The sequence below is a fragment of the Tropicimonas sp. TH_r6 genome, from assembly GCF_033101155.1.
Taxonomy (GTDB): Bacteria; Pseudomonadota; Alphaproteobacteria; order Rhodobacterales; family Rhodobacteraceae; genus Tropicimonas.
Window position 1 is genome coordinate 1 of the sequence record NZ_JAWMPX010000009.1, and the last position, 13925, is coordinate 13925.

At 63.1% G+C, this 13925-nt stretch carries 13 protein-coding genes; 5 read left to right on the forward strand and 8 right to left on the reverse strand.

The genetic code is table 11. The features are described 5' to 3' along the window. Window positions 1-352 (forward strand): hypothetical protein (locus tag R3X27_RS10670; RefSeq protein ID WP_317708845.1); only part of this gene is annotated, 352 nt, incomplete at its 5' end. Here the strand turns inward: R3X27_RS10670 and R3X27_RS10675 are convergent. The 5 genes from R3X27_RS10675 to R3X27_RS10695 all read right to left on the reverse strand — a co-directional run bounded on the left by R3X27_RS10675 (window position 301) and on the right by R3X27_RS10695 (window position 6603). After that, window positions 301-1425 (reverse strand): ABC transporter permease, encoded by a 1125-nt coding sequence (locus R3X27_RS10675; protein ID WP_317708846.1) that lies wholly within the window; start codon window positions 1423-1425, stop codon window positions 301-303. The genes R3X27_RS10670 and R3X27_RS10675 overlap by 52 nt on opposite strands. 1 nt (window position 1426) lies before the next feature. Beyond that, a complete protein-coding gene (gene rbbA, locus R3X27_RS10680) occupies window positions 1427-4171 on the reverse strand; it encodes a ribosome-associated ATPase/putative transporter RbbA (protein ID WP_317708847.1) in 2745 nt (914 codons plus the stop codon). Window positions 4172-4182: 11 nt separating this feature from the next. Then, entirely contained in the window at window positions 4183-5190 is a 1008-nt protein-coding gene (locus R3X27_RS10685; RefSeq protein ID WP_317708848.1) for an HlyD family secretion protein, read from the reverse strand. A 229-nt stretch (window positions 5191-5419) separates the two neighbouring features. Continuing rightward, window positions 5420-6199, reverse strand: coding sequence for a helical backbone metal receptor (locus tag R3X27_RS10690; protein ID WP_317708849.1), 780 nt, complete (start codon window positions 6197-6199; stop codon window positions 5420-5422). Continuing rightward, window positions 6196-6603: a nitrogen fixation protein gene (locus R3X27_RS10695; RefSeq protein ID WP_317708850.1), complete on the reverse strand. Its 408-nt coding sequence runs from the start codon at window positions 6601-6603 to the stop codon at window positions 6196-6198. Before R3X27_RS10695 ends, R3X27_RS10690 begins: the two co-directional genes overlap by 4 nt. A gap of 202 nt (window positions 6604-6805) precedes the next feature. On the opposite strand from R3X27_RS10695, the gene R3X27_RS10700 reads away from it, so the two are divergent. Then, window positions 6806-7507: an alpha/beta hydrolase gene (locus R3X27_RS10700; RefSeq protein ID WP_317708851.1), complete on the forward strand. Its 702-nt coding sequence runs from the start codon at window positions 6806-6808 to the stop codon at window positions 7505-7507. Window positions 7508-7651: 144 nt separating this feature from the next. Here the strand turns inward: R3X27_RS10700 and R3X27_RS10705 are convergent, their stop codons facing one another. After that, window positions 7652-8632 (reverse strand): Crp/Fnr family transcriptional regulator, encoded by a 981-nt coding sequence (locus tag R3X27_RS10705; RefSeq protein ID WP_317708852.1) that lies wholly within the window; start codon window positions 8630-8632, stop codon window positions 7652-7654. A 341-nt stretch (window positions 8633-8973) separates the two neighbouring features. Between R3X27_RS10705 and R3X27_RS10710 the strand changes: the two genes are divergently transcribed. The 3 genes from R3X27_RS10710 (at window position 8974) to R3X27_RS10720 (ending at window position 11931) form a co-directional block, all read left to right on the forward strand. Further along, window positions 8974-10575, forward strand: coding sequence for a hypothetical protein (locus tag R3X27_RS10710; protein WP_317708853.1), 1602 nt, complete (start codon window positions 8974-8976; stop codon window positions 10573-10575). A 101-nt stretch (window positions 10576-10676) separates the two neighbouring features. Then, complete coding sequence (locus R3X27_RS10715; protein ID WP_317708854.1) at window positions 10677-11162, forward strand: Hsp20/alpha crystallin family protein; 486 nt, start codon at window positions 10677-10679, stop codon at window positions 11160-11162. 163 nt (window positions 11163-11325) lie between these two features. After that, on the forward strand, window positions 11326-11931 hold the full coding sequence (locus R3X27_RS10720; RefSeq protein WP_317708855.1) for a hypothetical protein: 606 nt from the start codon (window positions 11326-11328) through the stop codon (window positions 11929-11931). Here the strand turns inward: R3X27_RS10720 and R3X27_RS10725 are convergent. Further along, window positions 11919-13250 (reverse strand): TrkH family potassium uptake protein, encoded by a 1332-nt coding sequence (locus R3X27_RS10725; protein ID WP_317708856.1) that lies wholly within the window; start codon window positions 13248-13250, stop codon window positions 11919-11921. The genes R3X27_RS10720 and R3X27_RS10725 overlap by 13 nt on opposite strands. 1 nt (window position 13251) lies before the next feature. Beyond that, window positions 13252-13914, reverse strand: coding sequence for a TrkA family potassium uptake protein (locus tag R3X27_RS10730; protein ID WP_317708857.1), 663 nt, complete (start codon window positions 13912-13914; stop codon window positions 13252-13254). Window positions 13915-13925 lie beyond the last annotated feature (11 nt).

Below are 13925 nucleotides of genomic sequence, written 5' to 3' on the forward strand. Positions count from 1 at the left end.
GGAAAGTGTGAATTCGCCGCGCAAGCGAGTTGAGCGGGCCATCTGGCAAAGACCGGTCATTCAGGTGACCCTGAGAACGGGCACTTTGCTGTGCCGGCGCAAGGTGGCCAAGAGCCCATTCGAGTCCTCAATGATACCCGCAGCATTGGTCAGTATGGGCGGAGAGCAGACGGTCTCTGCAACTGCAGGGCGGTTGGGCGAGTTCCGGAAATCTGCCATTCACTTTTTTGCTGGATTTTCCGGCGATGGTAGCCAAATGCAAATTGGGTTGGGGCATCTCATCAGGATCAAGAAATTGGATCAAGCGATGCTCAATGAACGCCGGAACAACAACAGGCTGCCGGACAGGTAGGTCGCGCCCAGCCCGGCCATGATCACAAGTTCAGGCCAAACGATGTCGACGCCCGCACCGCGGAACACCACCGCCTGCGCAAAAGCCATGAAATGGCGCGAGGGGAGCAGCCAGGTAAAGGGCTGGACCAGGTCTGGCTGGCTTTCGATCGGGGTCAGTCCACCCGAGAGCATCAGCATCGGAATCACGCTCATCAGAAGCAGCAGCGCGAATTGCGCCATGGAGCGCGCGACCGTTCCCAGCAGCACGCCGATAGCGGATGCGGCGAAGAGATAAAGGGTCGTGCCCCCGAGCAGCAGCAGGCGGGACCCTGCAACCGGCACCCCGAGTACCCCCTCCACGACAAGCAACATCGACAGCGAAAAAGCGCAGATGATGATCAGCCCGTTGGCCCAGATCTTGGCCGCTGCGATCTCGAAGGCGGTGAGCGGCATCACCATCAGGTGCTCGATCGTGCCATGTTCGCGCTCGCGGATCAGCGCCGCGCCGGTCAGCATGATGGTGACAACGGACAGGAAGTCGAGAATGCCGGTGAGCGCTGAGAACCACTCCTGCTCGCCATTCGGGTTGAAGGCGAGGCGGGTGACGATCTCGACCGAAAGCGCCGTCTCCTCGTCATTGCGGTTGAGGTGGCGGGTGATCTCGTCGTTCAGGATGGTCTGGATATAGCCATCGCCAAGCCCGGCCTGCAGCATGGCGGTGGCGTCGATCTGGACCTGGATCTCGGGCTGGCTGCCCTTGCGCAGGTCGGCCTCGAAATCGCGCGGGATGACCAGGGCGAAGATGAACCGGTTCTGGTCAAGCCCGTCATCCAGTGCCTCGATGCCGATCTGTTGCGGCGTCTGGAAGAAGGGCGGCTGGAAAGCGCTGGCGATCTGGCGCGAGAGCGCCGAGTTGTCCTCGTCGACGATGGCGATGGAGGCGTTGTTGACATTCTCCGGCATCGAAGTCGCTTGGGCATAGACCATGCCGATGAAGACGAAGAGGATCAGGAAGACCATCATCGCGTCACCCAGCACCGCGCGCAGCTCTTTGGTGCCAAGCCAGAAGATATGGGTGATTGAGCGCAGCATGCTATCGCTCCTGTTTGCGCAGCCGCCACATGGCGACGGCGAGGAAGACCGGGGTGAACGCGGCCAGCGCCGCCATGTCCTGCCACAGGGCACCAAAGCCAAGCGCCTTGGTGTAAGCGCCAACGGAGAGGTGCAGGAAATAGGAGGCCGGCCAGACCGAGCCGAGGAACTGCCCGGCCTCGCCGAGGGTGGAGATCGGCTGGATCAGCCCCGAGAACTGCACTGTCGGCATCAGCGAGAGCACCGACGTGGCGAAGACGGCCGCGACCTGGCTGGAGGTCAGGGTGGAGATCAGGAGCCCGTAGGAGGTCACGGCCATGGCGTAGAGCAGCGCGCCGACGGCAAGTGCCGCGACCGAGCCCTTCAGCGGCACGCCGAGGGCAAGGACCACCAGCCCGGTGAGGATGGCAAAGTTGATCAGCGTGATGCCGATATAGGGGAGTTGCTTGCCGATCAGGAACTCGGCGCGGCTGGTAGGCGTGACGTAGAAATTGGTGATAGTGCCGATCTCCTTCTCCCGGGCAACGCTGATCGCCATCAGGATCGCGGGAAAGAGCATCAACAACATGGCCGGGATGGCCGGGCCGAAGGCGTAGATGCTCTCGAAAGTCGGGTTGTAACGGTAGCGGTTCTCGACCTCGTAGCTGGCCAAAGTATCCGGGTCATAGCCGGACTGGCGCATCGCCTCTTCGAGAAAGGCGTAATGCGCCGCCTCCACATAAGCTTCCACCGTGCCCGCGCGCATCGTGTTGGCGCCGTCGATCGTGGCCGAGACCTCGGGTGCCGCCCCCTTCAGGATGTCCCGCTCGAAACCGGGCGGGATCTCCAGCGCCACGGTCACCTCGCCCGAGGCCATCCGCCGGGTCAGATCGTCGGTGGAGGCCAGCGGGGCGAGTTCGTCGAAATAGAGCGAGCCGTCGAGCTGGTGCAGATAGGCCCGGCTGGCCGGCGAGCGGTCCTGATCGAGCGCGGCGAAGCCAATATTGTCCACATCCATCGACACGCCATAGGTCAGCACGATGAGCAGGATGGAAGAGCCGAGGAAGGCGAAGGCCAGACGCACCGGGTCGCGCAACACTTCGATCGTCTCGCGCCAGGAGAAGGCCAGCAGTCGTGTCACGCTGAAGCGATGCACATCCTCGGGAGCGCGCGCGGGCGCATTGTCGGCGGAGAGCGTTGCCGCCTGATTGCCTGTCTCCTTCTCGGAGCCGCCGGTGGCTTCCTCGATATAGGAGATGAACGCTTCCTCGAGGCTGTCGGCCCCCTTTCCCGCGATCAATTGCGCGGGCGTGTCATAGACAAGCACCCGGCCGGCATGCATGAGCGAGATCCTGTCGCAGCGCAGAGCTTCGTTCATGAAATGGGTAGAGATGAAGATCGTCACGCCATCGCGGCGCGACAGCTCCACCAGCAGCGCCCAGAACGCATCCCGCGCCACCGGGTCCACGCCCGATGTCGGCTCGTCGAGGATCAGGATCTCGGGTTCGTGCAGCACTGCCACCGCCAGCGACAGGCGCTGCCGGATGCCGAGCGGGAGTTTTCCGGAGCGGCTGTCCATGTGCGCGGCCAGCTCGAAACGCGCGCTCAGCGTGGCAATCCGCTCCCGAGCCCGGTCTGGTTCCATCCGGAACAGCCTTGCATGCAGGGAGAGGTTCTGTGCCACGGTCAACTCGCCATAGAGCGAGAAGGCCTGGGTCATGAACCCGACGCGGTTGCGGGTGGCAAGGTCCGAGGCGTCCACCGGCCGGCCGAAGAGCGTGGCTGCGCCCTCGCTGATCGGCAGCAGCCCGGTGAGCATCTTCATCGTCGTGGTCTTGCCGCAGCCGTTCGAACCGAGAAACCCGAAGATCTCGCCCGGGCGGATCTCGAAACTCACATCGTCCACAGCGGTGAAATCGCCGAAGCGTCGGGTGAGCCCCGTCGCGGTGATGGCCGGCGGGCCGTCGCTGTTTTCGAGCGGCGGGATAGCCAGCTCGGCGCTCCCGCCGCGGCGAGCCTCGGGCAGGAGCCGCACGAAGGCGGCCTCGATATCCGCAGTGCCGGTCATCGCCATCAGCTCGTCCGGCGAGCCGTTATCCAGCACCCGCCCGTCCTCCATGGCCACCAGCCAGTCGAACCCCTGCGCCTCGTCCATATAGGCGGTGGAGACCAGCACCGACATGCCGGGCCGCTCCGCCCGGATCGCCGCGATCAGCACCCAGAACTGGCGGCGCGAGAGCGGGTCCACGCCAGTGGTCGGCTCGTCGAGGATCAGCAGGTCCGGATCATGCAGCAGCGCGCAGCAGAGGCCGAGTTTCTGCTTCATCCCGCCCGAGAGCTTGCCTGCGGGGCGGTCGAGGAACGGGGCCAGGCCGGTTGCCCGGGTCAGCCGCGCCATGCGGTCACGGCGTTCCGCGCCGCCCTGTCCGAAGAGCTTGCCGAAGAAGTCGAGATTTTCCTGCACGGAGAGCTGGTGGTAGAGGTTCTTGCCCAGCCCTTGCGGCATGTAGGCGATCTGCGGGCCGGTCCGGCGCCTGTGGCCGGTGTCGCGCATATCGCCACCCAGCACCTGCAAGGCGCCGCCCTGCATCACCCTGGCCCCGGCGATCAGGTCCAGAAGGGTGGACTTGCCGACCCCGTCTGGCCCCAGAAGTCCGACCATCTGCCCGCGCGGCAGCTCCAGGGTCACACGGTCCAGCGCTGTCACCGGGCCATAAAGCTGCGTGAGATCCGTCGCCCGAACGACCGGGCCTGTATCGCCTGTCATCGCGGGCCCCTTCAGCGTTTCACGAGGTCAGGGAGCGCATCCAGCTCCGTCAGGGCCAGGGAGGCCGGCCAGTCCGACGGCGCCTCGCTGGCCAGCCGGACATAGGCCGTGCCGCGCAAACCGGTCTTCACGTAGTCGATGTACTTTTCGACCAACTCCTGCGGCACCCGCACCTTGACCCGGAACATCAGCTTGTCGCGCTCATCGGCGGTCTCGACCTGCTTGGGCGTGAATTGTGAGCTGGGAGAGACGAAGGTGACGGTGGCCGGCACGGTGACATCGGCGATGTCGAGCCGGATCCGCGCCTCGGCGCCAATTGCGACAAGGTGGGCCTGCGTCGCGGGCAGGAAGAACTCCAGGTAGACGTCCGAGAGATCGATCATGGTCAGAAGCTTGCCACCGGAGGCGACCACTTCGCCCGGCTCCACCAGCCGGTAGAGGACCCGCCCGCGCGTCGGCGCGACCAGCTCGGTATCCTCCAGCGTGCTGTCGATTTCCTCGACCGCGAAGCGCGCCGCGTCGACATTGCGCCGGGCCGAGACCACCGCTGCCTCGGCCGCGCTGACATTCGCCGCCGCCACATCGCGCTCGCTGACGCGGATATCGGTGACCTCCTGGCTGGAATGGCCCTTGGCGAGAAGCTGTTGCGCCCGGGCGAGTTCCTGCTCCGTCAGCGTCAACTGGGCCTTGGCCTGGACCACCGCCGCCTCGGCCGCCGCAACCTGGGCCTCCGCGCTGGCCAACGTCGCCTCGGCTTGTGCCTTCGTCGCCTCCAGCGTCCTGCGATCGAGCCGGGCGAGGACCTGATCCGGTTCCACCACCGCGCCCTCGGACACAAGCACCTCTTGCACCCGCCCGGCAATCTTGCTGGAGATATCAACCTGCACGGCCTCGACCTGGCCATTTCCAAAGGCGATGTCTCCCGGCAGCGGGGCTGGCTGACGCCCGCTGTACCAGGAATAGCCTCCGACAGCCACCAACAGGACGGCGGCAGTGAACAGGACATTTCGGATCTTCATGGGTACATCTCCGGCGACCTTCGCCCGCCGGAGGGATCCCGGTGCATCGGCATGTCAGGACAGGTCTGACTGGGCCGCGGCAGGTGCATCGGTGCAGTTGCGTGCAGCGATAGTTTTCATGTGTTGAAGTTCTCTAGAAATTCAATACCACGGATGCTTCTTTTTTCATCCTCCGCGATCCGGGCTCTGCAAGGGTAGAAAAGTTGGTACCGTTTCGGCCGGTCAGTCGCTAGGCGCGGCTTCGCCCGGTGGCGCGGTCCACTGTCTCCAGCGCTCTCAAGCTTCGCAAGCCATACCAGCAATATGTCTCTCCATCGACGAGAGCCGCCGGGTTCGACATCTGCCCGATCGTGTCGATCACGGATGCCGGCGTGAACGCATAGGGCTCCGAGGCAAAGGCCAGCAGGATCGAGGGATCGTCAAACCCGTCAAGCTCGATGTGTTGATAGGTATGTTCGAAGTTGGGAAGTTGCGCAGGGAACCCGAGCGCATCGACCATGGACCCGATGAAACTCTGCCGCGACGCGGCCATCCAAGGGTCTTTCCAGACCAGGTAGAGAATGGATGTCACGCCCTGTTCCGGACGGCGGCACCACTCGACGACACCGGGAAGATCCAAGATGTCGACTTGCCGCGCGCGACCGGTTGCGACGCGCCATCTCTGGGCCATCTCCGACAGAATAGCATTCGGGACACCCCTTCCTGCAACTCGAGCAGCCATCCGGTCCAGCTCCACTGCAACAGACGCCGTGTCGCGCACATGGGTGAGGAAGAGCGGGGCCGTCGACCGGTCCAGAACCGCGCGCGGGCTCTCTTCCCGATCCGCGATGACGAGGTCGGGGCGAAGTTTGGCGATGGCCGTCCAGTCCGGGTCTCTTGGTCCACCAATCATGGGGATGGTGCCCACACGGGCCTTGGGGTGGATGCAAAACCGGATCCGTCCGACGACATCAACGCCGGCCTCAAGCAGCGTTTCGGTCCAGGACGGGACCAGCGAGACAAGCCTCATTCGCGGCAGGAACAGGAACCGAGCCTGTCGAGACCGCCGCCATGCCCATTCCCGTTGCCATGCGCGTGCTCATGCGGTTCGCCCGGCGCCAATATCCCGGCAAGATAGTCCGCGGCGGCTTTGGCGGGGTCTGTTTCCGAGGTGGCCACGGCGGTGATCCCGCGCGCCTCCATGCGCCGGACAAACCCTTTGCCGACGCTTCCGGCGATCACCACATCCACGAGGTCGAGCGGATGCATGCCGCCATCGCGAAACTCGTGAATCGACATGTCCTTGGGCAGGTCCAGCCGATCCGTCTCTCGAGGTGCCTGTCCGAGCAGTGCCTCGAAGATGAAGAACCTGCGGGTCCGTCCGGCATGGCCGGTCACGGTACGAAAGTTCTGGCTGGCAATGGCAATCATCATGATCTCTGTCCCGGGTCCTGGTGGGCTTTGGAAAAAACCGTCTTCCTCTCCGCTCTGCAGGGTTCAAAAGCCGGGGGCAAATATATATACTTGATTTGCGCATTTTGAGCTGGAACCCGCCGGCACCAGGATCGTCGGGAGGGGATAGCTGCTCCGCCATCCGGCTCGTGCGCCCACCCATTTTCGGACGAGGAAAAAGCACATGACGAAACAGATTCCGATCATCCTTGTACCCGGACTGCTCTGCGACGAACGCGTATTCAAGGCGCAGACCGAAGCTCTGGCCGATCTTGCGTCGGTCAGGATTGCCGACACGACCGGCTGCGACAGCATCGAGGCCATGGCCGCTGCGATCCTCGAAGACGCGCCAGAGAAATTCGCACTCTGCGGCTTTTCCATGGGGGGATATGTCTGCCAGGAGATCCTGCGGCAGGCGCCTGAACGGGTGGACCGGCTTGCCCTGATCAGCACGAATGCCCGCGCCGACAGTGACGAGGCGCGCGCGTTCCGGAAAGAACTGCTCTCGATCTCATCGGAGGGGCATTTCGAGGAGGCGGTCGACAGGCTCCTGCAACATCTTCTGCCTGCGGCTCGGCAGGACGATCCCGAACTGACCACGTTGTTTCATCTCATGGCGGACCGGATCGGCCCGGCGGGGTTCGAACGCCAGCAGCGCGCTATCATGGAGCGTCCTGATCATCTCAAGGAGCTTTCGGAGATTCCCTGTCGGACCTGGGTGCTTTGCGGCCATGACGACCCCCTGATGGCCCATGCGACCCAGCTGGAAATGGCGACGGGGATTCCGACCTCCATGCTTGCCTCCTTGCCGAATTGCGGGCACCTCGCAACGATCGAAAAACCCAACGAAGTATCAGGTTACCTGCGCCGCTGGTATCTTGCCTGACGCAATTGACATACAGCCCGGCGAGCGATTTCTCGCTCTCTGCCTTGAATGCAGGCTCAACCGATGCGCATCTTTGCTGGTTTCCACGACGACGCCCTTCGCAAGGGTCGGGAGCTTGATGCCTCCTGAGCGCAAGCGGATGTTTCAATGCGGACGCACTGGCATGCGCGATGTGCCTGGGCTGGCCAACAGCCGGAATTTCTCCGACGTCGCCATGTCGATCAACGATTTGCGCTTGAGTTCGGAAAAGGTGCGACTGACCGTTTCCACGCTCAGGCCGAGATAGTCGGCAATGTCATGCCGCTGCATCGGCAGGGCAACGAAACCGTCACTCCTGCGCCGCCGGGCGAAATCCGTGAGGAAAGCCAGCAACCGTTCCTGTGCGTTCATGTGCACAAGCGAGATCATCAGTCGCTCCCGGCGTTCCAGGACCGAGCAGGCATAGGCGCGAAACTCATCGCGCAGCGCGCTGTCCTGACAACAGGCATCCACGATCCGCTGCTGTGATGTCGCCCGCAAGGTGACGTGATCGACGGCCTCCACCGTGTAATGCCAGACCTCGACATCCGTCACGCCGAGAAAGAACCCCTTGGACAGGAAGTCGAAGATTTGCCGAGAACCATCGGCATCGATCATGCAGCAGCGAACGGTACCCGATTCTATTAGGTACATATTGCGGGCCGGTTCGCCATGAAGAAGGATCGTGCTGCCCGGCTGGTAATGACGCTCGTGGCCCTGCGTGTCGAAACACGCCCGCAACCGGCCGCCCCCCCGCCGCGGCGATTCCCATCCACTTTCCCCCCGTGGCGCGGTCATCCCGGCCAGGCCATCGGTTGCAAGGGAGGACAGAATTTCGACGTTGTTTGCGTTGTCTCGGGTCCGGCGGACGTGCCGGGGTTCAACCGCTTCAAGTCCAAGAGTCGACGGGTGCATCATCTTGTTCCTTTCATGTTTCGTCCCGGCCTTCCAAACGCCCCTGTCGGGACGGGCTGCGTTGTGGCCCTGTCCCGAATCCTTCGAATGCGCCGAGAGACGGAGAGCACTCCTGTGTTGCCCGGTAGACCTGCACCGCCATTCGCAGGGCCACCCAGCATTGATCCCGAGCCGTTGTGGTCCCGGCACCATGCATCCTGTCCGAGGGCCGCAACGGGCCCAACTCGCCGGTCAGAGCGGTCAAGTCGGAGCGCAGGATCGAAAACCTTTCTTCCGGATGCGTCAATTCGGAGCGGCTTTCAGACATGACGACCCTTTCCAGGATGTCCACCAACCCCCATATCTCGCAGAGCAACGCCGCCACCGTTTGCGGTCCTTCAACTTGCGCCGCCATCTCAAGGCCCTTTTCAACCTGTCTCCGGTTTCGACTGCCGACATGACACCAGATGCCGGGGCCGCCGGGAAGTGAGTCACCGTGAGGGCAGGACCGGAACACGACCTTGACGGTCTCGTGAGCTCAAGAGGATCAGGCCTTGGAACTTTCGACATCGCTCCCCAGGGACATCATCGAGACGCAACTGAAGCGCATACTCGCCAGCCCGCATTTCGCCAATGCACCGCGCCTCTCCGATTTCCTGCGATTTGTTGTCGAGGAGAGCCTCGATGGTCGGGCGGAACGGATCAAGGGCTATACGATCGGCGTCGAGGTCTTTGAACGTCCAACCGATTTCAACCCCCAGATCGATACGATCGTGCGGGTCGAAGCCCGCGCTCTGCGCCAGAAACTGGACATTTACTACGCGCATGAAGGCGCCGAGGATCCCGTTCACATCATCCTGGCAAAAGGCTCTTACGAGCCTTCCTTTCATATCTCCTGGGAGGGGAACGCACCACAAGCGAGCGATCATCCCGACGCGGTCGAGCCAGCGTCAAAGCCCGGCATCGCTGTGCTGCCCTTTGACGACTTCACCTGCGGAGGTCAAACATCCTGCTTTGCCGAAGCGTTGACGGAGGAAACGATAACGGACCTGTCGCGCTTCAGGGCGTTCTCGGTTTTCTCGCGCTCCACCACGGAAAAAGTGAAGAAGGACCGGTGGAGCGTGGCACAGATCTACGATGCCTTTCAGCCGGATTTCGTTGTGGAAGGCAGTGTTCGCAGGAGCGACGACACGGTCCGTATCACGGTCCATGTGGTCGATGCCGCGGAGGACCGGATCATCCTCACCAGCCATTTCAGCGATGCGACCACCCCACAAGATCTGTTCCAGGTGCAGGACGAGATGGCCGAACGCATCGCCGCGCGCATCGCCCAGGGCTGCCTGTCGCTTGGACCGCCCGCCCGGAAATCCGCCCGCGCGCGGCATGCCAGCTCCTGGGACACCTGTGCCGCCATCGCCGCGTATTACCGGTATGGACTCGATCTCGACCTTTCGCGCGGCCGGGATGTCAAGGACGGCCTTGAGCGCGCGGTCGAGACCGACCCCAGCTCGTCCAGTGCCCACGCATTGCTTTCCATGATTTTTGTGGACGAGCACAGGCAGTTGCTCGACCCCGGGCCCGGCCAAACCAGCCTCGACGCGGCGCTCACACAGGCCGAAATGGCGGTCGCCTGTGATCCTGACAACGCCGTCGCCTTTCAGGCACTGGCCGTTGCGCAGTTCCACCTCCGCGAGTTCGGGGCCTTCGCAAATGCGGCCCGGCATGCGCTGGAGTTGAACCCCGGTCATCCGGACATGTGCGCGACGATTGGCATGTGCCATGCCCTGCGCGCGGATTGGGACAGGGCGTTTCCGCTTCTGGAACGCGCCATTTCGCTCAGTCCGCTCTGCCCGGGATGGTACCACCTCTTGCGCTCGCTGGGGCTCCTGATGACCGAAGGTCCGACGGCGGCGATTGCCGAACTGAGGGTGTCTGGCCTCACGAACCTGTTCTGGTACCACGCTTATATGAGCTGGTTCCATGTCGAGGCCGGGGACATGGAAGCGGCGGCTGCAGAGATCGACGAACTGCGTGTTCTTCGACCGGATTTCGAAGCAACAGTGTATCGGAGGTTCGACGCGCTGTGCATGGAAGATGGTCTCGCGGAACGCGCGATCGCGGCATGGCGCAAGACCGGGATGCAGATCTCCAAATGAACAGCCCGGGCGGATTGCGCGGATTGACACGGGTCAATCGGATCCCGGACAGCTGCGGTAGACTCTCCCGCGAGGGCCGCCAAAGCAAAGGAGACCATGTCATGACCCATCGTACCCTGTTTCCGACAAACTGGCTGGGCCGCAAGGAACCTGCCGATGACCCCTTCCAGGCGCTGAAATCCCAGGTCGAGTCGCTGTTCGACTCCTTCGACGTCACCCCGGTGGCACCGCCAGACAGCTTCGACCTGCGTACCAATGTGAGTGAGACCGACAAGGAGATCCGCCTGACTGCCGAATTGCCCGGGCTGACCGACGAGGATGTCGAGGTCTCGGTCGTGGGCAACCGGATCTCGATCCAGGGCGAGAAGAAATCCGAGAAGGATGAGACTCGCGAAGAGGACGGCCGCCAGTTCCACCGCATTGAGCGCTCCTCGGGTGCATTCCAGCGCGTGCTGGCATTGCCATTCGAGATCGACCCTGAAGGCGTCGAAGCGGAGGTCCGGGACGGCGTTCTCACCGTTTCCCTGCCCAAACCCGAAGAGATCGTCGAGAAGACGCGGAAGATCCCGGTGTCCCATCATCACTGAGCTGCCGCAGCGGGGCGGCCATCCGGTCGCCCGCGTTCTACGCCGAAAAGTCCAGAACGGGCGATGCGCAGCAGGGAAAATCCCAGAAGATTGACCTGCACCACGACTTGAAAGCCGACCAATGAAAGGCAAGTAGAGAATACATCTTCATGGGAAGCCTGCCATGCTCAATCTCTGCCCTTCCGAAGACCAGTTCGACGCGGGTGACGCTTTCACTGTCTACCAGATCGACATTGAACGCCCAGAAGGTCTGATGACCTATACCGGGTGGACCTCACAAGGGCTCGAAAAACGCGCCCAGGACTACCGCCGCGAGGTCGGGCGACTGTTGAAGGGCGTTCCACATAACCGGGCTGGCGGATACCGGGCCATCCACCTCGCCTTGGCGGCGGCCATGCTCGAAGGCTGGTTTGCCTCGATCCGTATCGTGGCGGGCGCCAAGAATACCGAAGAAGCGCGCATGCTCGAACGGCAACGCGAAGCGCAGATACCCGCCGCGGCGCGCCTGAATGGCAGGAATACCGAGGCTTGCCGGGAGACGTTTCGCCAGATTGTTGCGGAACATCTCTGTCGTCTGGGGCTGGACGAGGATAGTTTGCAAGCTGTGCTGCGAGACCTCCATATGTCTTGTGCCATCTCCCCTGGGGAGGCGGCGCACCACATCGAACCGCTCTCCCTGCCGCATCCTCCCGCACGGGACCGGAACAATGCGGTGCTACGGGCTCTGACTGGTCAAGGAACGGTGGATGCCGAACCTCAGCCCAGATAGATCTGACCTTCGGGGTAGCGCAGATGCGACCTGCTGCGCGTCGCCAGCAGGAACCCGAATGTGAGGGGGCCGACCCGGCCTGCAAACATCAGGACCATCACGACAGAACGTCCAAGCGTGTCCAGTTCGGCCGTCGCGCCACGGCTCAGGCCAACAGTGCCAAAGGCGGACGCGATCTCGAAGGCGAGATCGAGGAAGTCCCCGTCATGCGAAATCGACACGATGAGAAGCGCGAACATGACCGTAAAGATGCTGACGCTGGTCAGCGCCAGGACCTTCAGGAGCTGATCCTGCCCGATGTGCCGGCCAAAGGCGCGCGGCGCGGGCGTGCGTTGGAAGAAGGACAGTGTTGCCAACAGCAACACCATCAGGGTCGTCACCTTTATTCCGCCAGCAGTCGATGAGCTGCCGCCACCGACGACCATCAGCACGATCATCATCAGGCTGGTCGCATCGTGGGTCTGCGACAGATCGAGCGTGCTGAACCCCGCCGTGCGCGGTGTGACCGCCTGGAACCAGCTCGCAACCAGCTTGTCCATTGTTGTCAGGGGGCCAAGCGTGCCCGGATTGCTCCATTCCAGCGCGGCGAAGCTGGCAAACCCCCAGAGCGTCAGGCCGAGCGTGCCCGTCAGCATCAGCTTGCTGTGCAGCGACAGGTGGCGCCAGCTACGCCGATGGGCGAGTTCCTTGATAACCACGAGGCCGAGCCCGCCGACCACGAACAGCGCCGGTACCGTTGCATTGACGATCGGATCGGCCGCCCAGGCCGACAGGCTGTCCGTACGCAGCGCGAACCCCGCGTTGCAGAAGGCCGAAACCGAATGGAATATGGCGAACCAGGCTCCGCGAAGAGGGCCGAGTTCTGGGATGAAGACCAGCGACAAGACCAGCGCACCGAGGCTTTCGAAGAGAAGAGCAATCCGGGCAACGGCGCGGACCAGCGCTGGCAGGTTGTGTTCCGACTGCAGTTTCAGATCCTCGCGCAGGACCTGCCGCGACGACGCCCCGAGCCTGTGGCCGAGCGTGTTCAGGAGCAACACGGCAAATGTCATCAGGCCAAGCCCGCCTACCTGGATGAGCGCAAGGATGACGACCTGTCCGAACACGGAAAAGCCGCTGCCGGTATCGACAAGTGCAAGCCCGGTAACGGTGACCGCAGAGGTGGCGGTGAAGACGGCCTGCATGAGAGAGATCGGCCCCGTCGTGCTGATCGGGAGCGACAGCAGCAGGCTCCCGCATATAATCAGCGCGAGGTACAGTGATGCCAGGAGGATTGGCGGGGACAGGACGGGACGTCCATGGCCGAACAGCCGCCCCATGTCAGAGCTGCGCCGCGAAGTTGCGCAGGTCGTCGCGCCGGCCGAGCAACAGCATCCTGTCCTTCTCGGCCAGCCTACAGCCCGTGGCCCCGTCGCCACGGAACTCGGTGCCGCGCATCACGCCCAGGCAGCGCAGCCTGTGCCGCGCCTCCAGTTGCAACTCCGCGAGATCCCGCTCAAGGAACCCGGGAGGGATTTGCAGGTTCACGATGTGAAACCCGTTGCCAAGGCTAAGATAGTCCCGAATGTCAGGCGTGTTCAGCATCTGCGCGACATGGGTGCCGACTTCCTCCTCGGGCTGCACGACGCGATCCGCGCCCAGCTTGCTGAGGATACGGTGATGCGCGCGGCTGTTTGCCTTGGCCCAGATCTTGGGCACACCGAGCATCTTGGCATTCATCGTCGCCAGCACATTGGCCTCGAGTTCCTCGCCGATGGCGATGACAACCACTGCACATTCACCGACTCCGGCCTCGCGCAGTGCGTCCTCGTCGCGCGCATCCGCGATGATCGCCCGGTCCAGGCGCTCGGCCAGGGCCGATACCCGTTGCTCCGAGATGTCGATTCCGATGACGGGATTTCCGAAATGGGCAAGCTCCCGGGCAACGGCAGCCCCGAAAGTTCCAAGGCCGACAACGGCGAATTCGCGCCTGGCGTTGGGCATTTTCTCCTCCG